This window comes from Mesorhizobium sp. M0772, assembly GCF_040320135.1.
Lineage (GTDB): Bacteria > Pseudomonadota > Alphaproteobacteria > Rhizobiales > Rhizobiaceae > Mesorhizobium.
This window is the reverse complement of record NZ_JAMYPB010000051.1, coordinates 1-21335: the sequence shown is the minus strand read 5'-3', so window position 1 is coordinate 21335 and position 21335 is coordinate 1. Positions and strand designations below refer to the sequence as shown.

Annotated in this window: 22 protein-coding genes; 17 read left to right on the top strand and 5 right to left on the bottom strand. The window is 63.3% G+C overall.

All coding sequences use genetic code 11. The features are described from left to right. Positions 1-10 precede the first annotated feature (10 nt). On the top strand, positions 11-472 hold the full coding sequence (locus NKI06_RS25685) for a type II toxin-antitoxin system RatA family toxin (RefSeq protein ID WP_023835245.1): 462 nt from the start codon (positions 11-13) through the stop codon (positions 470-472). Here the strand turns inward: NKI06_RS25685 and NKI06_RS25680 are convergent. Both NKI06_RS25680 and NKI06_RS25675 read right to left on the bottom strand, forming a co-directional pair. Beyond that, positions 448-957, bottom strand: a complete 510-nt coding sequence (locus NKI06_RS25680; protein ID WP_023696095.1) for a CinA family protein — start codon at positions 955-957, stop codon at positions 448-450. The genes NKI06_RS25685 and NKI06_RS25680 overlap by 25 nt on opposite strands. Beyond that, positions 954-2177 (bottom strand): bifunctional 2-C-methyl-D-erythritol 4-phosphate cytidylyltransferase/2-C-methyl-D-erythritol 2,4-cyclodiphosphate synthase, encoded by a 1224-nt coding sequence (locus tag NKI06_RS25675; RefSeq protein ID WP_352987561.1) that lies wholly within the window; start codon positions 2175-2177, stop codon positions 954-956. The genes NKI06_RS25680 and NKI06_RS25675 overlap by 4 nt, the downstream gene beginning before the upstream one ends. Positions 2178-2316: 139 nt before the next feature. On the opposite strand from NKI06_RS25675, the gene dusB reads away from it, so the two are divergent. From dusB to hflX, 8 genes are all read left to right on the top strand, one after another. Continuing rightward, positions 2317-3336 (top strand): tRNA dihydrouridine synthase DusB, encoded by a 1020-nt coding sequence (gene dusB, locus NKI06_RS25670; RefSeq protein WP_352987560.1) that lies wholly within the window; start codon positions 2317-2319, stop codon positions 3334-3336. Continuing rightward, the gene (locus NKI06_RS25665) at positions 3333-4478 is read left to right on the top strand and encodes a two-component system sensor histidine kinase NtrB (protein ID WP_352987559.1); all 1146 of its coding nucleotides are present in this window, start codon (positions 3333-3335) and stop codon (positions 4476-4478) included. The genes dusB and NKI06_RS25665 overlap by 4 nt, the downstream gene beginning before the upstream one ends. Continuing rightward, entirely contained in the window at positions 4475-5932 is a 1458-nt protein-coding gene (gene ntrC / locus NKI06_RS25660; protein ID WP_023691281.1) for a nitrogen regulation protein NR(I), read from the top strand. Before NKI06_RS25665 ends, ntrC begins: the two co-directional genes overlap by 4 nt. A 144-nt stretch (positions 5933-6076) precedes the next feature. Continuing rightward, entirely contained in the window at positions 6077-8365 is a 2289-nt protein-coding gene (locus NKI06_RS25655; RefSeq protein ID WP_352987557.1) for a sensor histidine kinase NtrY-like, read from the top strand. Further along, complete coding sequence (gene ntrX / locus NKI06_RS25650) at positions 8355-9716, top strand: nitrogen assimilation response regulator NtrX (protein ID WP_023668929.1); 1362 nt, start codon at positions 8355-8357, stop codon at positions 9714-9716. Before NKI06_RS25655 ends, ntrX begins: the two co-directional genes overlap by 11 nt. Before the next feature lie 102 nt (positions 9717-9818). Next, the gene (locus tag NKI06_RS25645) at positions 9819-10679 is read left to right on the top strand and encodes a D-amino-acid transaminase (protein WP_023748661.1); all 861 of its coding nucleotides are present in this window, start codon (positions 9819-9821) and stop codon (positions 10677-10679) included. Between the two features lie 145 nt (positions 10680-10824). Further along, positions 10825-11070, top strand: coding sequence for an RNA chaperone Hfq (hfq, locus tag NKI06_RS25640; protein WP_006202172.1), 246 nt, complete (start codon positions 10825-10827; stop codon positions 11068-11070). Then, the gene (gene hflX, locus NKI06_RS25635; RefSeq protein ID WP_023688461.1) at positions 11071-12462 is read left to right on the top strand and encodes a GTPase HflX; all 1392 of its coding nucleotides are present in this window, start codon (positions 11071-11073) and stop codon (positions 12460-12462) included. Between the two features lie 6 nt (positions 12463-12468). Here the strand turns inward: hflX and mazG are convergent, their stop codons facing one another. From mazG to NKI06_RS25620, 3 genes are all read right to left on the bottom strand, one after another. Continuing rightward, positions 12469-13293 (bottom strand): nucleoside triphosphate pyrophosphohydrolase, encoded by an 825-nt coding sequence (gene mazG, locus NKI06_RS25630; protein ID WP_023688462.1) that lies wholly within the window; start codon positions 13291-13293, stop codon positions 12469-12471. 80 nt (positions 13294-13373) lie between these two features. Beyond that, positions 13374-14558, bottom strand: coding sequence for an amino acid aminotransferase (locus NKI06_RS25625; protein WP_352987556.1), 1185 nt, complete (start codon positions 14556-14558; stop codon positions 13374-13376). 129 nt (positions 14559-14687) lie between these two features. After that, positions 14688-15125 carry a DUF3592 domain-containing protein gene (locus tag NKI06_RS25620; RefSeq protein WP_352987555.1) on the bottom strand — a complete coding sequence of 146 codons (438 nt, stop codon included), beginning with the start codon at positions 15123-15125 and terminating at the stop codon, positions 14688-14690. 175 nt (positions 15126-15300) lie between these two features. Here NKI06_RS25620 and NKI06_RS25615 point away from each other — a divergent pair, with 175 nt between their 5' ends. From NKI06_RS25615 to NKI06_RS25580, 8 genes are all read left to right on the top strand, one after another. Beyond that, positions 15301-15834, top strand: coding sequence for a sigma-70 family RNA polymerase sigma factor (locus NKI06_RS25615; RefSeq protein WP_488377181.1), 534 nt, complete (start codon positions 15301-15303; stop codon positions 15832-15834). Next, complete coding sequence (locus NKI06_RS25610) at positions 15831-16607, top strand: anti-sigma factor family protein (RefSeq protein WP_352987554.1); 777 nt, start codon at positions 15831-15833, stop codon at positions 16605-16607. Before NKI06_RS25615 ends, NKI06_RS25610 begins: the two co-directional genes overlap by 4 nt. Before the next feature lie 38 nt (positions 16608-16645). Then, positions 16646-17362, top strand: coding sequence for a Bax inhibitor-1/YccA family protein (locus NKI06_RS25605; RefSeq protein WP_023824945.1), 717 nt, complete (start codon positions 16646-16648; stop codon positions 17360-17362). A 174-nt stretch (positions 17363-17536) separates the two neighbouring features. Next, complete coding sequence (locus NKI06_RS25600; RefSeq protein ID WP_352987553.1) at positions 17537-18415, top strand: aldose 1-epimerase family protein; 879 nt, start codon at positions 17537-17539, stop codon at positions 18413-18415. 23 nt (positions 18416-18438) lie between these two features. Then, positions 18439-18708, top strand: coding sequence for an NAD(P)-binding domain-containing protein (locus NKI06_RS25595; RefSeq protein WP_352987551.1), 270 nt, complete (start codon positions 18439-18441; stop codon positions 18706-18708). After that, positions 18705-19208, top strand: a complete 504-nt coding sequence (locus NKI06_RS25590) for a hypothetical protein (RefSeq protein WP_352987550.1) — start codon at positions 18705-18707, stop codon at positions 19206-19208. The genes NKI06_RS25595 and NKI06_RS25590 overlap by 4 nt, the downstream gene beginning before the upstream one ends. Beyond that, entirely contained in the window at positions 19208-20095 is an 888-nt protein-coding gene (locus NKI06_RS25585) for a DUF8605 domain-containing protein (RefSeq protein WP_352987549.1), read from the top strand. The genes NKI06_RS25590 and NKI06_RS25585 overlap by 1 nt, the downstream gene beginning before the upstream one ends. Positions 20096-20165: 70 nt before the next feature. Then, positions 20166-21059 carry an alpha/beta fold hydrolase gene (locus NKI06_RS25580; RefSeq protein WP_352987548.1) on the top strand — a complete coding sequence of 298 codons (894 nt, stop codon included), beginning with the start codon at positions 20166-20168 and terminating at the stop codon, positions 21057-21059. Positions 21060-21335 lie beyond the last annotated feature (276 nt).

Genomic DNA, 21335 nt, shown 5'->3' with positions numbered 1-21335 from the left:
TCCTGCTTCAATGCCGAAATTCGAAGCCACACGCCGCGTTGCCCACACGCCGGAGCAGATGTTTGCGCTGGTCGCCGATATCGAGACCTATCCTGAATTTCTGCCGCTGTGCGAGGCGCTGACGGTGCGCTCGCGCAAGGAGCGTGACGGCCGCACCATTCTCCTCGCCGATATGAGCATCGGCTACAAGGCGATCCGCGAGACCTTTACGACGCAAGTGCTGCTGAAGCCGGACGAAAACACAATCGATGTCAAATACATCGATGGACCGTTCAAATATCTCAGCAATATCTGGCGCTTCGAGCCGGCCGACGGCGGCGGCTGCAACGTCCGCTTCTTCATCGACTACGAGTTCAAGAGCCGCATCCTCGGCGTGGTGATGGGCACCATGTTCGATCGTGCCTTCCGCATGTTTTCCGAAGCCTTCGAAAAACGTGCGGACGTCATCTACGGAACGACGCCCATCTCATGAGTGTCGCCGAGCGCGCGCAGCCCGATCTCCAGCGCATGCTTGACCGTCTCGCGGCGGATGAAGTCGCGGCCATTGTCGGCAAACATATTGAGCTCGGCAGCCACCGGCCCACCTCTTAGGGCAACTCCGAACCAGACGAGGCCGACCGGTTTTTCCGGCGAGCCGCCGCCCGGGCCGGCAATGCCGGTGACGGCAAGCGCCAGCCCGGCGCGCGAGCGCGCCAGAGCGCCCTCCGCCATCTCCAGAACCGTTTCGCGCGAGACGGCGCCATGCGCCTCGAGTGTGGCGGGCGAGACGCCGAGCATCTCCATCTTTGCTTCATCGGAATAGGTGATGAGGCCGCGATCGACGACAGCGGACGAGCCGGCAATGTCGGTCAGTGCCGAGATGATCATGCCGCCGGTGCAGCTCTCGGCCGTCGCCAGCATGATGCCGCGCTGCTGGCAGACCTGGAGCAGGGCGTTGGCAAGATCGCTGTTGTTCATGCGGGAACCTCCCCGGGGAAGACGACACTGGCTGTGGCGATGGCGGCGATGCCTTCCTCGCGGCCGACAAAGCCGAGTTTTTCGTTGGTCGTCGCCTTGATGGAGATGCGATCGCTGGAAATGCCCAGCATCGCCGACAACGCGTTGGTCATGGCCTCGCGATGCGGGCCGACGCGCGGCGCCTCGCAGATCAGCGTGATGTCGGCATTGGCGATGCGGCCGCCGCGTTCGCGCACCAACCTGGCCGCATGCTCGACGAAGATCTTTGACGCCGCGCCCCTCCATTGCGGATCGGAAGGCGGGAAATGCGTGCCGATGTCGCCGGCGCCGCAAGTGGCGAGCAGCGCATCGGTCAGCGCGTGCAGGCCGACATCGGCATCCGAATGGCCGGAAAGCTTCTTGCCGTGCGGAATGGCGACGCCGCACAAGGTGACATGGTCGCCGGCCTCGAAGGCGTGCACGTCATAGCCATTGCCGGTGCGAATGTCTGGAAAACGCTCGCCAGTAAGCCGTTGATCCGCCATCGCGATATCCCTTGCCCAGGTCAATTTGACATTGTCCGGCGATCCCTCGACGATTTTCACCGGAATATGCGCCCATTCGGCGATCGCGGCATCGTCGGTGAAATCCGCCTTGCCGATATGATGGGCCTTTTCATGCGCGGCGAGCAACGGCCAGAACGGAAAGCCCTGCGGCGTCTGCGCGGCATGAAGGCCGGCCCTTGGCACCGTCTCCTCGATCATGCCGGTGCCCGACTCGCGCTTCAGCGTATCGGCGACGGGCAAAGCGGGCAGCGCGCCCTGGCGCTCGCCAATGGCCGCAATGGTGCGGTCGATCAGGGCCGCGTCGACAAAGGGCCGCACTGCGTCATGGACAAGGACACGGCCGGGCGTACGGTCCCTCAGCGCCAGCAGGCCGAGCCGGACCGAGGCCTGGCGCGACTCGCCACCGACCACGGCGGTAACCCGCTCGGCATATACGCCGGCTGCCTTGTCAAAAAGCGCGTGGTCATCGGCATGGATGGCGACGACGACGGGACCAATTTCGGGATGCGCCAGGAAAGTCTCCAGCGTGCGCGCGATAACGGCACGGCCGCCGATGCGCTGATATTGCTTCGGCCCGTCGGCCTGTCCGGCACGCGCGCCGCGGCCGGCTGCAACGATGACCACGCCGACCTTGTCGGTCGTCGCCTCGGCCGGTTTTTCGCTTGCGTCTGTCATGGCGAGAGGCTTAGTCGCGGCTTATGGCGAAGGCCAGCATTTTCCCAAATGCGCCGCAATGTGACGTCATTGCGCGTTGCACAATGCCTTTCTTCTGGCTAGAGAATGTGCAGCAATCCGATATGCTTGGTTTTTGTGCATGCCTGAAGTGACAAAATTGGCTTCGCCGCTCGACGTTGGCGGCGTGACGATCCGCAACCGCGTCTTCCTCGCGCCCATGTCGGGAATAACGGACGAGCCGTTCCGGCAGCGCGCCTACGCGCATGGCGCGGGCCTGGTCGTGTCGGAAATGGTGGCAAGCGGCGAGCTTGCCAAGGGCAGGGCCGGATGCGACCTGCGAATCCGTCATTCCGGGCTGCCCGTCCATATGGTTCAGCTTGCCGGCCGCGAGGCCGAGCACATGGCCGAGGGCGCGCGCATCGCTGCCGGCGAGGGCGCCGACATCATCGACATCAATATGGGCTGCCCGGCCAAGAAGGTGACCGGCGGCTATGCCGGCTCGGCGCTGATGCGCGATCTCGACCACGCGCTGTCGCTGATCGAAGCGGTGATCGGCGCGGTCCAGGTGCCGGTCACGGTCAAGATGCGGCTCGGCTGGGACGACAATGCGCTTAATGCACCCGTGTTGGCGCGCCGCGCCGAAGAGGCGGGCGTCAAAATGGTGACGATACATGGCCGCACGCGCTGCCAGTTCTACCAAGGCAAGGCCGATTGGTGCGCCATCGCCCGTATCAAGGACGCCGTCTCGATCCCGGTGGTCGCCAACGGCGATGTGGGCTCGCCCGCGGAGGCCGCCGAAATCCTTGAACAGTCGGGCGCCGACGCGGTGATGATCGGTCGTGCCCATTATGGCGCGCCATGGACGGCGGGCCGCATTGCGGCGACGGCTGCGGGCGACGCGCTCTCCGGCGTGCCGGACAGCCCGCAAGCCATGGCCGACTACATCGTTTCCCACTACGAGGACATGCTGACGCTTTACGGCGTCGAAAGCGGCTTGCGCCAGGCGCGCAAGCATCTCGGCTGGTATCTCGACCGCCACGCTGGCGTTTTTGATGAGCGGCGGAAAGCCATCCTCACCTCTTTCGAACCCGCCCGCATCATTGCCTTGCTGCATGAGGTGTTTTCCGGCGAAGCCACGCCCTTGCGGAGCGCCGCATGAACGCCACCGTCACACCGAGCTCCGACATGGGGGATGCCGCCAGTATCGTGCTGAACACCATCCGCCGTCCGGTCATCATGGTCGATCCGGACGGGTTCATCACCTACGCCAATGCCGATGCGGAAGACTTCTTCCGTTCAAGTGCCAACATGCTTGCCCGCAACACACTGTCCAAGCTGATCCCGTTCGGCAGCCCGTTGCTGCAGCTGGTCGATCAGGTGCGCGAGCGCCGTGCGCCGGTCAACGAATACCGTGTCGACGTGTCGTCGCCGCGTCTCGGCATCGAGAAGGTCGTCGATCTCTATGTCGCGCCGGTGCCGGAATTCCCAGGCTCGATCGTGGTGATGTTCCAGGAACGCTCGATGGCCGACAAGATCGACCGGCAGATGACACACAGGGGTGCCGCGCGTTCTGTCACCGGCCTTGCCGCCATGCTGGCGCATGAGATCAAGAACCCGCTGTCCGGCATACGCGGCGCCGCACAGCTGCTCGAACTCTCGGCGTCCGACGAGGATCGCGCGCTGACCCGCCTCATCACCGACGAGACCGATCGTATCGTCTCCCTGGTCGACCGCATGGAAGTGTTTTCCGACGAGCGGCCGATTGACCGCTATCCTGTCAACATCCATGTCGTGCTGGACCACGTGAAGGCAATCGCGAAGAACGGTTTTGCCAAGAGAATCAGGATATTGGAGGACTATGATCCATCATTGCCTCCGGTTTTCGCCAACCGCGACCAACTGATCCAGGTGTTTCTCAACCTGGTCAAGAACGCTGCCGAGGCGATCGGCGGCGACCCGCAGGGCGAGATCGTGCTGTCGACCGCGTTCAGGCCGGGCATCCGCGTTTCCGTTCCCGGAACCCAGGACCGCGTGTCGCTACCGCTTGAATTCTGCGTGCGCGACAATGGGTCCGGCGTTTCGGAAGACATTCTGCCGATCCTGTTCGATCCGTTCATCACCACCAAGCCGAACGGCTCGGGGCTCGGCCTGGCGCTGGTGGCGAAAATCGTCGGCGAGCATGGCGGCATCATCGAATGCGATTCGACGCCGCGCGGCACCACCTTCCGAATCCTGATGCCGGCCTGGAAAGAAACACCCATCGACACTGCCGATGATGAAGGCGAAGGAGACCGCAAATGACGGTTCGCGGCAATATTCTCGTCGCCGACGACGATGCGGCCATCCGCACCGTGCTCAATCAGGCGCTGTCGCGCGTCGGCCATGAGGTGCGCGTGACCTCCAACGCCTCGACGCTGTGGCGCTGGGTGGCGGCGGGCGAGGGCGATCTGGTGATCACCGACGTTGTCATGCCGGACGAGAACGCCTTCGACATGCTGCCCCGCATTAAGAAGGCCCGGCCGGAGCTGCCGGTCATCGTGATGAGCGCGCAAAACACTTTCATGACGGCGATTCGTGCTTCCGAAACAGGTGCTTATGAATATCTGCCGAAGCCGTTCGACCTGACCGAGCTGCTCAACATCGTCAATCGTGCGCTGTCAGAGCCGCGCCGACCGAAGATCGATACGCGACCGGAAGAACAGCCTGACGCCATGCCGCTGGTCGGCCGCTCGGCCGCCATGCAGGACATCTACCGCATGCTGGCGCGCATGATGCAGACCGATCTGACGGTGATGATCTCGGGCGAGTCCGGCACCGGCAAGGAATTGGTGGCGCGCGCGCTGCACGAATATGGCCGCCGCCGAGGCGGTCCGTTCGTCGCCATCAACATGGCGGCAATCCCGCGCGACCTCATCGAATCGGAGCTGTTCGGTCATGAGAAGGGTGCCTTCACCGGCGCACAGAACCGCTCGACAGGCCGCTTCGAGCAGGCCGAGGGCGGCACGCTGTTCCTCGACGAGATCGGCGACATGCCGATGGAGGCGCAGACGCGGCTGCTGCGCGTGCTGCAGCAGGGCGAATACACCACTGTGGGCGGGCGCACGCCGATCAAGACCGATGTGCGCATCGTCGCCGCCACCAACAAGGATCTGCGCACGCTGATCAACCAGGGGCTTTTCCGCGAGGATCTGTTCTATCGCCTGAATGTCGTGCCGCTTCGGCTGCCGGGTTTGCGTGAGAGGTCGGAAGACATTCCCGATCTGGTGCGGCATTTCTTCAAGATCGGCGCCAGCGAAGGCTTGCAGACCAAGCGCATTTCGACCGGCGGCATCGAATTGATGAAGCGCTATCCGTGGCCGGGAAACGTGCGCGAGCTGGAAAACCTGGTGCGCCGGCTTGCGGCGCTCTATTCGCAGGACGAAATATCAGCCGAAATCATCGAAGCCGAACTGAAGACAGGCGAAAGGCCGGTCGTTCCCGGCGGCGGCAATTTGATCCCGGATGATCTGTCCATCGGCCAGGCGGTGGAGCACTTCCTGCAGCGCTATTTCGCATCTTTCGCCGGTGATTTGCCGCCGGCAGGTCTCTATCAGCGCATCCTGTCCGAGGTCGAATATCCGCTGGTGCTCGCTTCCATGACGGCAACGCGCGGCAACCAGATCAAGGCGGCCGAATTGCTCGGCTTGAACCGCAACACGCTGCGCAAGAAGATTCGCGAGCTGGGCGTCAACGTCTACAAATCGTCGAGATCGTGAGCGCCTACCGCCCGATGTGACGTCAGGTCATCCCCTTTTCAGGGGATCGGTGGCCGAAAGATTTCCGTCACGGCCACACTTGTTGCATAATCGCCACAATGCGTTGCATACATCCGACGCAATCACTGGCTCTTAGACGGCGACATGGCTTCGCAAGCTCTGACATCAAACGAACCGCTTTTCAGCAGACCCGGCCAGAGGGATGGACGCCGGCTGCTTGCGTTGCCTGGCGTTGTGGCAATTGCCGGCGCGCTGGTTACGGCGGCAATCTCGTTTGCCATTCTTGTCGGCGCCACGCCGATCACGCCAGACGCAAACACAACGCTGACGCTGATTGCGGCCAATGCCTTATTTGTGCTGGCGCTGATCGCCCTGGTCGGCCGAGAGGTGCATCGCATCACCATGGCGCGCCGGCACGGCAAGGCGGCTTCGCGGCTGCATGTGCGCATCGTGACGATGTTTGCGCTGGTCGCGGCCATCCCCGCCATCATGGTGGCCATCATCGCCTCGATCACGCTCGATATCGGCCTCGACCGCTGGTTCGAAATCCGCACCAAGGCAATCGTCAACTCGTCGCTGTCGATCGCGGATGCCTATGTGCAGGAAAACGCTCGCAATCTTCAGGGCACCACGCTGTCGATGGCCTACGATCTCGATGCGTCGCGCACGCTTTACGGCCTCGATCGAACCGGCTTTCTCGACCTGATGAACAAGGAAGCCGTGGGCAGGAGCCTGGTGCATGCGGCGCTGGTCAGGGAAGACGGCTCCTTTGTCATGAGCGCGAAGACCGATGCGGATTTCTCTATGCCGCCACCGCCGGAGGGCGCGGTCAGCGCCGCGGCCGACGGCAAACCGGTGCTGATCGAGCCGAAGACGCGCAACATCATGGGCGCCATCATCAAGCTGCGGGAGATCGAAGGCCTCTACCTCTACACCAATCGCCTGGTCGACCCCGAAGTGATCAAGGCGAGGGCGATCGTCCAGTCCAACACCGCCGAATATCGCGGCCTGGAAGACAACAGGCGGACGTCGCAGGTGGCGTTCGCGCTGCCCTATCTGTCACTGACGCTGATCATCATCCTGTCGGCCATCTGGACCGGCATAGCGGTGGCCGACCGTCTGGTGCGGCCCATCCGTCAGCTCATCGGCGCGGCTGACGAGGTTGCGACCGGCAATCTCGATGTCGCCGTGCCGGTACGGCCTTCCGACGGCGATGTCGCCTCGCTTGGCGATACGTTCAACAAGATGCTGCTGGAGCTTAAATCGCAGCGCAACGAGATCCTGTCGGCCAAGGATTTGATCGACGAACGGCGTCGTTTCTCGGAAGCGGTGCTGGCCGGCGTCACCGCCGGCGTCATCGGCGTCGATCCCTACGGCATCGTCTCCATCGTCAACAAATCGGCTGAAACGATGCTGGCCATATCGGCCACGGCGGCGCTGGGGCAGAACCTGTCCGCCGTGCTGCCGCATGTCGGCCGTGTCTTCGAGATCGGCCGCAAATCCGGCAAGCCGGTCTATCGCGAGCAGGTCACCTTCTATCGCACCGGCGCCGAGCGTACCTTCAACGTGCAGATCACCATCGAGGCCGGCGACGACGGCGAGGAGGAGAAATCCTACGTCGTGACGGTCGACGACATCACCGATCTGGTCCAGGCACAGCGCTCGTCTGCCTGGGCGGATGTGGCGCGGCGTATCGCACATGAAATCAAGAACCCGCTGACGCCGATCCAGCTCTCGGCCGAGCGCATCAAGCGACGCTTCGGCAAGGTCATCACCGAGGACCGCGAGATTTTCGACCAGTGCACCGACACGATCATCCGGCAGGTCGAGGATATCGGCCGCATGGTCGACGAGTTCTCGGCTTTCGCCCGCATGCCCAAGCCCGAGATGAAAGCCATCGATCTGCGTGAATCGCTGCGCGAGGCGTCGTTCCTGGTCGAAGTCAGTCGCGCCGACATTGCTTTCGAACGCGTGTTCGGCAACGAGCCGCTCAAGGGCACGTTCGATAGCCGATTGATGGCGCAGGCTTTCGGCAACGTCATCAAGAACGCGGCCGAGGCGATTGACGGGCTGGAACAAAAGGACGGTTCACACGGCATAATCCGGATTCAAGCTGCCCGGCAGAATGGCGCCATACGAATCGACGTCATCGACAATGGCAAAGGGCTGCCGCGCGAGAATCGCCAAAGGCTGCTCGAGCCCTATATGACGACGCGCGAGAAGGGCACCGGGCTTGGTCTCGCCATCGTCAAGAAGATCGTGGAGGACCATGGCGGGCGGCTTGAATTGCACGATGCGCCTGCGGACTTCCACGGTGGACGCGGCGCAATGATCTCGATCATCCTGCCGCCAGCTGCCGCAACCGCGCCGCCACGCGGTGAAGGCGAAACGGAACACGAACGAGAAACTGAAAAGGTCGGTAATGGCGTCTGATATTCTCATCGTCGATGACGAGGAAGACATCCGTGAACTCGTCGCGGGCATATTGAGCGACGAAGGGCATGAAACCCGCACGGCATTCGATGCCGACAGCGCGCTCGCGGCAATCGCCGACCGGGCGCCGCGGCTGATTTTCCTCGACATCTGGTTGCAGGGCTCGCGCCTCGACGGGCTGGCGCTGCTCGACGAGATCAAGACGATGCATCCGAGCCTGCCGGTGGTGATGATCTCCGGCCACGGCAATATCGAGACAGCGGTGTCGGCCATCCGCCGCGGCGCCTATGATTTCATCGAGAAGCCGTTCAAGGCCGACAGGCTGATCCTGATCGCCGAGCGGGCGCTCGAAACCTCGAAATTGCGGCGCGAGGTGTCCGACCTCAAGCAGCGCAGCGGCGAAACCTTCGACCTGATCGGCATGTCGTCGGCGATGAGCCAGCTGCGCCAGACCATCGAGCGCGTGGCGCCGACCAACAGCCGCGTCATGATCATCGGTCCGTCCGGCTCGGGCAAGGAGCTCGCCGCGCGCGCCATCCACACGCTGTCGACGCGCAAGGGCGCGCCGTTCGTGACGCTGAGCGCGGCCAACATCACGCCCGAGCGCATGGAGATCGAGCTGTTCGGCACCGAATCGAACGGCACCGAGCGCAAGGTCGGCGCGCTTGAAGAGGCGCACCGCGGCATTCTCTACATCGACGAAGTGGCCGACATGCCGCGCGAGACGCAGAACAAGATTTTGCGCGTGCTGGTCGAACAGCAGTTCGAGCGGGTCGGCGGCACCAAGCGGGTCAAGGTCGACGTCCGCATCATCTCCTCGACCTCGCAGAACCTGGAGGCGATGATCGCCGACGGCCGTTTTCGCGAAGACCTCTATCACCGCCTGGCGGTGGTTCCGGTCATGGTGCCGGGCCTGGCCGAGCGGCGAGAGGACATTCCCTATCTCGTCGACAATTTCATGAAGCAGATCGCTCGCCAGGCCGGCATCAAGCCGCGCCGCATCGGCGACGATGCGCTTGCCGTGCTGCAGGCGCACAACTGGCCGGGCAATGTCCGCCAGCTGCGCAACAATGTCGAACGGCTGATGATCCTGGCGCGTGGCGACGATATCGATGCGCCGATCACCGCCGACCTGTTGCCGTCGGAGATCGGCGATGTCATGCCGCGCACGCCGAACCAGTCCGACCAGCACATCATGGCGCTGCCGCTGCGCGAGGCGCGCGAACAGTTCGAGAAGGACTATCTGATCGCCCAGATCAACCGTTTCGGCGGCAACATCTCGAAGACGGCGGAATTCATTGGCATGGAGCGCTCGGCGCTGCACCGGAAACTGAAGTCGCTGGGGGTCTGATCCCCATTGTTGTTGGTCCAGCGGGCCGTGGCCCGTGCAATTGCCGGTTACGGCAGCGGCGGAATCGCCTAGAAATAGCGAGACTGTTCTGAGGGATAACCCATGCCGCGCATTGCCTATGTGAACGGGCGCTATGTCGCCCATGCCGACGCTGCCGTGCATATCGAGGATCGCGGCTATCAGTTCGCCGACGGCGTCTACGAGGTCTGCGAGGTGGCGCAGGGCTTTGTCGTCGACATGCCGCGCCATCTTGCCCGGCTGAACCGCTCGCTTAGCGAATTGTCGATCGACTGGCCGGTCACCAAGGGCGTGCTGCCGCTTCTTCTGCGCGAAATCGTCCGGCGCAACCACGTCGTCAACGGCCTGGTCTATGTCCAGGTTACGCGCGGTGTTGCCAGCCGCGACTTCGTTTTCCCGGCCGATACACCGTCATCGCTGGTGATTACGGCCAGAAAGGCCGACCCGGTGGCGGCCGCCAAGCGAGCCGAGGCGGGCATCAAGGTCATCACCGTGCCGGAAAACCGTTGGGACCGGGTCGACATCAAGAGCACCGGCCTGCTGCCCAACGTGCTGGCCAAGCAGAAGGCCAAGGAGGCCGGCGCCCAGGAAGCCTGGTTCGTCGACACCGATGGCAACGTCAAGGAGGGCGGCTCGTCCAACGCCTGGATCGTTACAAGGGACGGCGTTCTGGTCACCCGGCCGGCGGAGCATGGCATCCTGCGCGGCATCACCCGCACGACCATGTTCGAAGTGGCGGCAAAGCTCGGGTTGACGATCGAGGAGCGCGGGTTTTCAGTCACTGAAGCCAAGGCGGCGCGAGAAGCTTTCATCAGTTCGGCAACGACAATCGCCATGCCGGTCGTGGCAATCGACGGTGCCGCGGTCGCCAATGGGCACCCCGGTTCGATAACACTTTCATTGCGGCAAGCCTTTTTTGACGTTGCGGAAAAAAGTCCAGCCTGATAACCGCACAGACGGACTGCACATCAATATATCTCGTTCTGCTTGTCGTTACTGACGGCAAGGGGGTGTTTGCAAGCTTGACATGTGCCCGCTAATTTGGCGCATTAGCCTGCAAACCGAAGGGGATCGGCGAAAGACAAGAACAATGGCGGAACGATCGCAAAACCTTCAGGACCTGTTCCTGAATTCTGTTCGCAAGAGCAAAAATCCACTCACCATCTTTCTCATCAACGGCGTCAAGCTGACCGGCGTGGTCACTTCCTTCGACAATTTTTGTGTTTTGCTGCGCCGTGACGGCCACTCCCAGCTCGTCTACAAGCATGCCATTTCCACGATCATGCCGAGCCAGCCGGTTCAGATGTTCGATGGCGAGGAAAGCCAGGGCGCCTGATTGGCACGTGAAAAAGACGCGGACCGCGGCGTCCGCGGGAAACCAGCACATAATTCCGGGACGGAAGCCACAGGTCCGACCCGGGCGGTTGTCATTGTGCCGGTGCTTACCCGGCATCAGCGCAACGATGACGAAACGAACCGTCCACGGCTGACGCGTTCGGCGGATGCGCGCCACGACGAAGCTGTGGGCCTTGCCCGCGCCATCAACCTGGATCTGATCCACACGGCGGTGGTCACCGTCAACGATCCACGCCCGGCAACCTTGCTCGGCAGCGGCAAGGTCGCGGAATTCGCCGAGATCGTCAAAGAGGGTCACGCGGAGGTGGTCATCGTCGACCATCCGCTGACGCCGGTGCAGCAGCGCAATCTCGAAAAAGAAATGAATGCCAAGGTGCTCGACCGCACCGGATTGATCCTGGAGATTTTTGGCGAGCGCGCGCGGACCAAGGAGGGCACGCTGCAGGTCGAACTTGCCCATCTCAACTACCAGAAGGGCCGCCTGGTGCGGAGCTGGACCCACCTTGAACGCCAGCGCGGCGGAGCCGGCTTCCTCGGCGGCCCCGGCGAAACCCAGATCGAGTCGGACCGGCGGCAGCTGCAGGAAAAAATCATCAAGCTCAAGCATGAGCTGGAAACGGTGCGCCGCACCCGCGACCTGCACCGCGCCAAGCGCAAGAAGGTGCCGTTCCCGGTGGTGGCGATTGTCGGCTACACCAATGCCGGAAAGTCGACGCTGTTCAACCGGCTGACCGGGGCCGACGTGCTGGCCGAAGACATGCTTTTTGCAACGCTCGACCCGACGCTGCGCCGCGTGCGCCTGCCGCACGGCACGCCGATCATCCTGTCGGACACAGTCGGCTTCATTTCGGACCTGCCGACGCATCTGGTCGCCGCCTTCCGGGCCACGCTGGAAGAGGTCGTCGAGGCCGATCTGGTCATCCACCTGCGCGATATCTCGGATCCGGATACCGCAGCGCAAGCCGAGGACGTCGAGCGCATTCTCGCCGATCTCGGCGTCGATGCCGGCGATGCCAAGCGCGTCGTCGAAGTGTGGAACAAGGTCGACCTTCTCGACGACGGCAACCGGGAGCGCCTGCTCGCCGACGGCACTGACGCCAACAAGGCGCCGCCGATCGCCATCTCGGCCGTCACCGGCGAAGGCATCGATGCGCTGAAGGCGCTGATCGAGACCAGGATGTCGGGCGAACTCGAGGAATTGACGGTGACGATCGAACCGCCGCAGTTCGGCCTTGTCGACTGGCTATACCGCAATGGCGACGTCGTTTCGCGGGTAGACAATGAGGATGGCAGCGCGACCATCGCACTCAAGGCCACGCACACCGCCCGGCAAGAGATCGAAAGCCGATTGCACCGCAAAAACAGGCAGTAAGCCTGATTATTTCACGCCCTTGGCCTGCTGCCAGAGCACTTCCATCTCGTCCAGCGTGGCTTTTTCGAGCGTGCTTCCCGATGCATCGATCGCGCGCTCGACATAGTGGAAGCGCGAGCGGAACTTTTCGTTGGTGCCGCTAAGCGCCGCTTCCGAATCGAGCTTGAGGTGACGCCCCAGATTGACGACGGCAAACAGCATGTCGCCGAATTCGTCCTTGATCTCAGCCGTTTCGCCCTTAGCCAGTGCCTCGCGCAGCTCGCCGATCTCTTCCTCGATCTTGTCGAGGATGGGTGCTGCCTCGCTCCAGTCGAAACCGACACGCGCTGCCTTTTCCTGCAGCTTCAGCGCACGAGTCAAAGCGGGCAGGGCGACGGGCACGCTGTCCAGGAAACCCTTGCCATGGTCTTCGGGGTCGAGGCCGCGGGCGAGGCGCGCACTTCGCTTTTCGGCTTTTTCCTCAGCCTTGATCTTTTCCCACATGCCCTTTGCCATGCCGGCGCTGCGCGCCTTCTCGTCGCCGAAGACATGCGGATGGCGCCGGATCATCTTGGTGGTGATGGCCTCGACCACATCACCGAAGGCAAAATCGCCGGCTTCCTCAGCCATCTGCGCGTGGTAGACGACCTGCAGCAGGAGATCGCCTAATTCGTCGCGCAGATCGTCGAGATCGCCGCGCGCAATGGCGTCCGCCACCTCATAGGCTTCCTCGATCGTATAGGGCGCGATGGTCGAGAAATCCTGCTCGATGTCCCAGGGACAGCCGGTCTTCGGCGCCCTGAGCGCCGCCATGATCTCGATCAGCCGGGAAATGTCGCGCGAAGGTTTCATGCGGCGAATGCTATCCCGCTGCCTGTCGTGCGGCCAACGCTGTCAGCTGGCGGCCTGACCTTGTCCACAGCTCAGCCGTATCAGCCGAGTACCGACACAACCGCCTTGGCGAGGTCATCCATGCCGTCCTCGGGCAGGCCGGCGACGTTGATGCGGCTGTCGCCGACCATGTAGACGCCATGCTCGGCACGCAGCCGCTCGACTTGCGCCTCGGTCAGGCCAAGCCTGGAAAACATGCCGCGATGGCTGGCGATGAAGTCGAAGCGGTCGGAGTTGGACTGCCGGCGCAGCGCGTCGGCGAACTGGACCCGCAGCCTCAGCATGCGCAGCCGCATCTCCTCCAGCTCCGCCTCCCAGTCGGCGCGAAGGCCATCATCTTCCAGCACCATGCGCACGGCGGCGGCGCCGTGGTCCGGCGGCATCGAATACATGGCGCGCGCCGCCGCCAGCATCTGGCTCATCGCGACATCGGCTTGCGCGCTATCCTTCGCCAGGATCATCGCCGCGCCGACGCGGTCGCGGTAGACGGCAAAGTTCTTCGAGCAGCTCGAGGCAACGACCATTTCAGGCACCTTGCCCGCGAGAAGGCGCAAGCCGGCCGCATCGGCGTCCAGGCCTTCGCCAAAGCCCTGATAGGCAATGTCGACAAAGGGCAACAGCCCGCGCTCGACGACAAGATCGGTGACGCTGGCCCATTGCGCGATATCGAGATTGGCGCCGGTCGGGTTATGGCAGCAGCCATGCAGCAGCACGATATCGCCGGGCTCGGCTGCGCCAAGCGTTGCCAGCATCTCGTGGAAGCGCACCGCGCCGGAAACGGCATCGAAATAGGGATAATCGCGCACCTTGAGGCCGGCCCCGCGCATCACCGGCGGGTGGTTCGGCCATGTCGGGTCCGACAGCCAGACGGTTGCGTCGGGGCGGGTCCGCTTCAACAGCTCCGCCACCAGCCGCAGCGCGCCGGAACCGCCAGGCGCTTGCGCGGCGCGGATGCGCGTCATGTCGGCAGCGGGGCCGAAGGCCAGCTTGACCATCGCCGTGTTGAAGCCGGTGTCGCCGGCAAGGCCGAGATAGGTCTTGGTGTCCTGGCCCTGCAGCAACCGCTTCTCGGCCTCGCGCAGGGCGCGCATGACCGGCGTCCTGCCGTCGCGGTCCTTGTAGACGCCGACGCCGAGATCGATCTTGCCGGGGCGCGGATCGGCGCGATAGAGGCCGATCAAGGCGATGATCTTGTCAGCCGGGGCAGGTTGCAGGGTCTCGAACATCAATACGGCTCCAATGGCGGCGGAGTAATACGCAAAGCGGCCGCGTTTCGCCAGTGCTTCCACTTGCGCCAGTCCGCTAGCGTGCTGGACCGTTACGCCAAGCTTTGTCTGTACGGCAGGGGTCGGCGGCTATGGCGACGGGTTCATTCCAATCCGCCGGATAAGCACCCGTCCAATCACGGTGAGACCGATGCCGGTCAGCAGGGAGAAACCGCCGAGCATGCCGGCCAGCCCGGCAAGGAACCAGCGTCCGGCGAAGCTGTCGACCGAGGCATTTTGCGGATTGGTTGGGTCGTAAGCGACAGGGACGCTGTCGCCATCGCCCCAGAACGAGCTATGGACGGCATTGTTGAAGCGGATGACGGTGCCGTCGGCGGTCGAGAACTCGATGCGGGGATTGTATTCGGCGGCGACAATCCTGCCTGTCGCCGAAGCGGTACGAGGGCCGTACATCTCGACGATGGCCAGCACGCCGGAAGCGATCAGTCCGACAATGCCAAAGATGATGAACACCCTGCCGACGACCGGCAGCGCCGCAAAACCCGTTACACGACTACCATTGGCCATCTTTTGCTCCCGGCAACGACGGAGAAGGCTAGATCGTCATCATAGAGCAAACATCTGCCGCGCGGGAGATGGGGTGATTGCGAAGCGGACTTCTGATTGCATGATGCCTATTGTGGCGACGCAAAAAAGTTTAGTGGCGATGGATTAAGATCCCCGCCTGTTTCGTAAACAGGGCATGAAACGGTCGATGCCACGCTTCGATATTGTCGGACAGCTGGGTTCGCTCAGGCGCTACGCACGCTCGCTGACGCGCGACGGCACTGACGCCGAGGATCTGGTGCACGATGCGCTGGTGCGCGCCTATGAGCGGCGCGACACATTCCGCTCGGGCGGCAATCTGCGGGCATGGCTGCTGTCGATCGTCCACAACGCTTTCATCGACAAGATGCGCTCGCGCCGGTCGGAAGCGGTGCGCGTCGAGCAGGCCGGCTATCTCACCGATGCCAGCACGCCGGCGCCGCAGGAACATTCCGTGCGCCTGGCGCAGGTGCGCGAGGCCTTTTTCAGTCTGCCGGAGGAGCAGCGTTCGGCGCTGCATCTGGTCGCCATCGAGGGCCTTTCCTACCAGCAGGCCGCCGACGCCAGCGGGGTGCCGCTGGGCACGCTGATGTCGCGCATCGGCAGGGCGCGCGCAGCACTGCGCGAGATGGAAAACGCTGCACCTTCGCCGGCCAAAAGCCATCTGAGGATCGTGGGAGACCCGTCATGACCGACCTGTTGCGGGACCCGGTGACCGATACCGATCTCGACGCCTATGTCGACGACCAGCTGGATGTCGCGCGCCGCATCGAGGTCGAGGCGTTCCTGTCGGCTCGTCCGGAGGCTGCGGCGCGGGTGATGTCCGACTTGAGGACGCGCGACGAACTGCGCCTGGCGCTGGCTGCTTCCACAGGCATGGCGCGGCCGGCGACGACGGAAGTCGCGCGCCGGCTGGGCAGGGGGCTGGCCAGTCGCCGCGTCTTCGCCGTGCTGCAGCGGGCGGCCGCGGTCGCCGTCTTTGTCGCTGCCGGCTGGCGGGCGAACGGCCTCTTCGGGCCGCTGCTGGTGACCAAGGTCGTGGCTTCGCCGCCGCCGCCCGCCTATGTCGAAGAAGCGATCCGGGCGCACAAGACGACGCTCATGCGCGAGGCGATGCCCTCGCAGCTGGAGGCGCCCAACTACAATGGCGACGAAATCCGCGCCGCCACCGCAATCGTCATGCCATCGCTGCCCAAGGACTGGAAGGTCCGCGACGTGCAGATCTATCCGTCGCGCTTCGGGCCGAGCGTCGAAGTGGCGCTGGAGACGAAGGATATGGGGCTGGTCTCGCTGTTTGCGATCCGGCCTGGAACCTTCGACGTGGTCAAGCCTGCCATCGCGCCCTCCGGCGACATCTCCTCTGCCTATTTCCAGATCGGCGAGGTCGCGTACGCGGTCGTCGCGCGCAGCGATGTCCACGACCTCGACCGCGCCGCCGAGACGCTTGCCAAGACACTTTACTGATCAGGACACTTTACTGAGACCACATAAGGAGAACCCGCATGAATACCCCTGACCTCGGATACCGCATGGGCACTGGCGCGCGCGCCGGCGCCGTCTATGACGAGGGCCTGCGCAGCCACATGCTGCGTGTCTATAACTATATGGGCATCGGCCTCGTCGTCACCGGCATCGTCGCCATGGTGGTCGCTTCGACGCCGGCCCTCTACGTGCCGATCTTTTCCAGCCCGCTGAAATGGGTGGTGATGCTGGCGCCGCTCGCCTTCGTGCTGCTGTTCTCGTTCAAGATGCAGACGATGTCGGCGGCGAGCGCCCAGGCGATGTTCTGGGCCTTCTGCGCGGTGATGGGGCTGTCGCTGGCTTCGGTGTTCCTGGTCTTCACAGGCACCAGCATCGCGCGCACCTTCTTCATCACCGCCACGATGTTCGGCGCCACCAGCCTCTACGGCTACACGACCAAGCGCGACCTGACCCAGTTCTCGTCCTTCCTGATCATGGGCCTGATCGGTGTGGTGATCGCCAGCGTCGTCAACATCTTCCTTGGCTCGACCGCGCTGCAGTTCGCCATCTCGGTGATCGGCATTGCCGTCTTTGTCGGCCTGACCGCCTGGGACACGCAGACGATCAAGGAACAGTATGCGGAGAATTTCGACGCGGAATCGCAGCAGAAGCTTGCCGTTTTCGGCGCGCTGTCACTGTACCTGAACTTCGTCAACATCTTCCAGCTGTTGCTGAATTTCACCGGCGAGCGCGAATAGTCGAACCGTAGCAAGGCAACAATCTCGATCTCGCAGTGGCCGGAGGAGAATCTCCGGCCACTGTCGTTTTGGCGTGGAGACATCGCTCCTCTATCAGCGCGATGTCGCTGCGCCCTTGAGTCCATGCGGGCTTTTGCTAACCTGCCGCTCGCACGCAGCTTTCCGCGAGAACGCATGGAACAACTGACGCTTCACGGCGACGGCATCTCGGCAACCATTGTCGGGCAGGGGGCCGAGCTCATCTCCTTGCGCAATGCCGAGGGTCTGGAGTTTTTGTGGCAGGCCGGGCCGGAATGGCGGCGGCATTCGCCGGTGCTGTTTCCGATCGTCGGCCGGCTGGCGGGCGACCAGCTCCGCCATCGGGGCCAGGTCTATCCCCTGACGCAGCACGGATTTGCCCGCGACAAGCCGTTTGTGTGGGCTGACGCGAGCCCCCGATCCTGCACGCTGGTGTTGACCGACGATGCCGATACACGCACGCGCTATCCGTTCGCCTTTCGCCTTGCCATCACCTACACGCTCGAGCGTCGCGAACTTGGTGTGAGCTTCGAGATTGCCAACGCCGGCGACGAGACGCTGCCAGCCTCCATCGGTGCACATCCGGCTTTCAATTGGCCATTGCAGCCGGGGCTCGCCAAGACCGACCACCACCTGACCTTTGCCCAGGACGAGCCGGCGCCGATCCGCCGGCTGAAGGATGGCCTGGTGGTGGCTGCACCACAGCCGACGCCCATCGAAGGCAAAACGCTGGCGCTTTCCGAACAGCTGTTCGAGGCAGACGCCGTGATCCTCCACCGGCCGGCCAGCACCAGCGTGCGCTATGCCGCCGCGAACGGTGCGGCGATCGAGATGTCGTGGCAGGGTTTTAGGGAATTGGGCATCTGGTCGAAGCCGGGCGGCGCTCCGTTCCTGTGCATTGAACCCTGGCACGGGCTTGCCAGCCCCGTGGATTTCGATGGCGAGTTCGCGGACAAGCCGGGCGTGATGCTGATCGCGCCCGGTGAAAAGCGCGTGCTGAGCTATCAGGTACGGCTCGAGCATGCGCCGCTGTGACCGATGAACCAGAGACAGGCGCGATGAAACTTGGCTTCATCGGCACGGGTGCCCTTACAGCGGCCATTGTCAGCGGGCTCAAATCCGTCGCGGATAACTCCGTCTCCGTGCTGCTGTCGCCGCGCAATGAAGAGATCGCCGCAGAGCTGGCAGCCCGTTATCCGGATGTTTGTATCGCTGATGACAATCAGGCGGTTCTCGATCAATGCGACCTAGTCATGCTGGCTGTCCGGCCGCAAATGACGTCCTGCCGGGTTTGCGGTTTCGGCGCGAGCATCACCTCATCAGCTTGATCGCCACGCTGCCGCGCGAGGAGATTGCCGGCTTGACCGCACCCGCGCACCAGGTGACGAAAGCGCTGCCCATGCCGATGATTGCCCACCGGCTGGGGGCAACGATCATCTGCCCGCCGGATGCCACTGTCGCTGCCTTGTTCGGCAGTCTGGGGAAGGTGATCGAGGTCGAGAACCCAGCCGAATTCAATGCGCTGAGCGTGGTCGCCGCGACCTATGCCAGCTACTTCAGATATCTCGATACGATCAACAGCTGGCTCAAGAAGAATGGCGTCGAGGAAGGAAAGGGGCGCGATTACATCGCATCGCTTTTCAAAGCCTTGGGAAGCGCTCCTGATATGTCGCCGGATGCCGACTTCATGCATCTGGCGCAGGACTATGCGACGCGCGGCGGCATCAACGAACAGGTTCTTCACGAACTCACGGCGCGAAACGTGTTCGAGGCGCTCACCGAGAGCCTGGACGGCGTACACCGGCGCATCGTCGGCGATACGCCTTGATGGGCGGCACCTTGAAATTCCCTGATGATCAGGAGTATGGCTCCAACGGATGTTCCGGACCGTTTCGGGAGGGTCGGCGGGTGCCTGGATGCTTGAAATTGGGCTTTGTGGCAGCGGCGCTGGCTGTGCTGATTGTCTTTCCGGTCGCTGCCGCCGACATCGACCGCGCCGCCAGCCTCTACCGCGCGCAATCGGTGACCAGCGGCACTGGCGAGGAGAACCGGGCGTGGGGCCTGGCGCCGTGCCTTGAAGAGGTGCTGGTCAAGGTTTCCGGCGACCCGCGGCTGATCGGCGACCCGCGTGTTGCGGACATGAGCCGGCACGCGGCCGACTATGTCACTGGTGTCGGCTACCGCGACCTGCTCAACAACCGCCCACCGCATGACGAGCAGGGCACCCACGACCGGCCGCATTACATCACCGCCGATTTCGACCCGGACAAGATCGATGCCTTGCTGGCGTCGCTCGGGCGCAAACCGTGGGCGGTGCCGCGGCCAAAAATCGTCGCACTGCTGGATGTAAGGCCGATGAAAGGCGACGGCTTCACGCTGGTGCGCGATGGCGGCGGCGAGCTTGCGGCGGATATGCGCGTTGCGCTGGCGGACGCGGCGCACCGGACCGGTTTGCCGCTGGAGTTGCCTCGGCCGTCCGACGTCGCGCTCGCCGACGTGGCCAACACGCTGGATGGGGACACCCTGCTTGCCGGCACTTTGGTATGGCGCCAGGAAGCGCTGGGCTGGGTCGGCGACTGGCGGCTCAGCTTCAAGGATAAGGAGTATCGCTGGCAGGTACGTGGCGTCAGTTTCGACGATGCGTTCCGCAACGCCACGCACGGAACGCTGCAGATCCTGTCGGGTAATGGAGAGCCGGAAGCCGTCACGCCCTGACTTCAAGGGAACCTTCTTGCCGGAGCGCCGTAAACAAAGTGGCGGGCAAGCTTTGAGCAAGGAGGTATAATTGCAACATCGCCGGATCGACATTGACGGAAACAGCATCTTCTATCGCGAAGACGGCCCGCCTGATGCTCCCGTCCTTCTCCTGCCGCACGGCTATCCGTGCTCGTCCTATCAATTCCGACGGTTGATGCCGGCACTTGCCGATCGCTGGCATACATTCGCGCCGGACTTTCCCGGCTTTGGCTACAGCGGCACGCCCGAAATGTCGGACTTTGGCTATGTTTTCGATGCCTATGCCGGGTTTCTGACAGCTTTCGCCGATGCGCTCGGCACGTCGCGCTATGCGCTCTGGCTGCACGATTATGGCTCTCAGATCGGACTGCGCCACGCCATCGCACATCCCGAGCGCATCGCCGCACTCATTATCCAGAACGGTGACATCTACGAGGACGTTCTCGGGCCGAAATACGCCGCCATAAAAGCCTATTGGAATGAGAAGACGCCCGAAAAGCATCGGCCGTTGGAAGAGGCGGTAAGCGAGGAGGGCTTCCGGCACGAGTTTGTCGGAGAGGTGGATGACGCTGTAGCCGAGCGCGTGCCTCCCGATCTTTGGAAACTCCACTGGCCTTTGATGGACACGCCGATCCGCCGGCGGCTCGCGGTCAACCTGATGGAGAAGTTGGAGGCGAACCTCGGCTGGTTCCCCCGCTATCAGAGCTATCTGCGCGAGCACCAACCTCCGACGCTCATCGTTTGGGGTCCCGAGGATGGTTACATGCCGGCGCAATCGGCGCATGCCTACCAGCGCGATTTGCCGGAAGCAGAACTTCATCTCATCGGCGGCGCCGGCCACTGGTTGCTCGAAACCCATTTCGATGAGGCGCTTCCGCTGGTGCGCGATTTTCTGGCGCGCGTCCACAGTCAGGAAGCGAAAGGGACGGGCGGCCGGGCGTAGACACCGTTGCGGTCATCCGATCGATCTGCAACCATGGCATGATGGAAAAGTCCGCCGCGCCCTGGCCTCTGCTGCAAATCGCGATCGAGCCGAAGTCGCGGGCCGATCAGGAGAAGCTGCTTGTCACTTCGTCCAAGCTCGCGCCTGACGACCGCGACCCGTCCGCCGCCATGGCCATGGCCAGACGTGTTGGTCGGCTGGGCCACAGGGCGGAGCCGTGGGCCCAAAAAACGACCCCGGGGGGGTTCTAGTCAGCCGCGGGGGGAGACTCCCCGG

Excerpts from the sequence above, each read along its gene's own strand:
- NKI06_RS25685 (WP_023835245.1), top strand. The coding sequence starts at position 11 with ATGCCGAAATTCGAAGCCACACGCCGCGTTGCCCACACGCCGGAGCAG.
- NKI06_RS25680 (WP_023696095.1), bottom strand. The coding sequence starts at position 957 with ATGAACAACAGCGATCTTGCCAACGCCCTGCTCCAGGTCTGCCAGCAG.
- NKI06_RS25675 (WP_352987561.1), bottom strand. The coding sequence starts at position 2,177 with ATGACAGACGCAAGCGAAAAACCGGCCGAGGCGACGACCGACAAGGTC.
- dusB (WP_352987560.1), top strand. The coding sequence starts at position 2,317 with ATGCCTGAAGTGACAAAATTGGCTTCGCCGCTCGACGTTGGCGGCGTG.
- NKI06_RS25665 (WP_352987559.1), top strand. The coding sequence starts at position 3,333 with ATGAACGCCACCGTCACACCGAGCTCCGACATGGGGGATGCCGCCAGT.
- ntrC (WP_023691281.1), top strand. The coding sequence starts at position 4,475 with ATGACGGTTCGCGGCAATATTCTCGTCGCCGACGACGATGCGGCCATC.
- NKI06_RS25655 (WP_352987557.1), top strand. The coding sequence starts at position 6,077 with ATGGCTTCGCAAGCTCTGACATCAAACGAACCGCTTTTCAGCAGACCC.
- ntrX (WP_023668929.1), top strand. The coding sequence starts at position 8,355 with ATGGCGTCTGATATTCTCATCGTCGATGACGAGGAAGACATCCGTGAA.
- NKI06_RS25645 (WP_023748661.1), top strand. The coding sequence starts at position 9,819 with ATGCCGCGCATTGCCTATGTGAACGGGCGCTATGTCGCCCATGCCGAC.
- hfq (WP_006202172.1), top strand. The coding sequence starts at position 10,825 with ATGGCGGAACGATCGCAAAACCTTCAGGACCTGTTCCTGAATTCTGTT.
- mazG (WP_023688462.1), bottom strand. The coding sequence starts at position 13,293 with ATGAAACCTTCGCGCGACATTTCCCGGCTGATCGAGATCATGGCGGCG.
- NKI06_RS25625 (WP_352987556.1), bottom strand. The coding sequence starts at position 14,558 with ATGTTCGAGACCCTGCAACCTGCCCCGGCTGACAAGATCATCGCCTTG.
- NKI06_RS25620 (WP_352987555.1), bottom strand. The coding sequence starts at position 15,125 with ATGGCCAATGGTAGTCGTGTAACGGGTTTTGCGGCGCTGCCGGTCGTC.
- NKI06_RS25615 (WP_488377181.1), top strand. The coding sequence starts at position 15,301 with ATGAAACGGTCGATGCCACGCTTCGATATTGTCGGACAGCTGGGTTCG.
- NKI06_RS25610 (WP_352987554.1), top strand. The coding sequence starts at position 15,831 with ATGACCGACCTGTTGCGGGACCCGGTGACCGATACCGATCTCGACGCC.
- NKI06_RS25605 (WP_023824945.1), top strand. The coding sequence starts at position 16,646 with ATGAATACCCCTGACCTCGGATACCGCATGGGCACTGGCGCGCGCGCC.
- NKI06_RS25600 (WP_352987553.1), top strand. The coding sequence starts at position 17,537 with ATGGAACAACTGACGCTTCACGGCGACGGCATCTCGGCAACCATTGTC.
- NKI06_RS25595 (WP_352987551.1), top strand. The coding sequence starts at position 18,439 with ATGAAACTTGGCTTCATCGGCACGGGTGCCCTTACAGCGGCCATTGTC.
- NKI06_RS25585 (WP_352987549.1), top strand. The coding sequence starts at position 19,208 with ATGGGCGGCACCTTGAAATTCCCTGATGATCAGGAGTATGGCTCCAAC.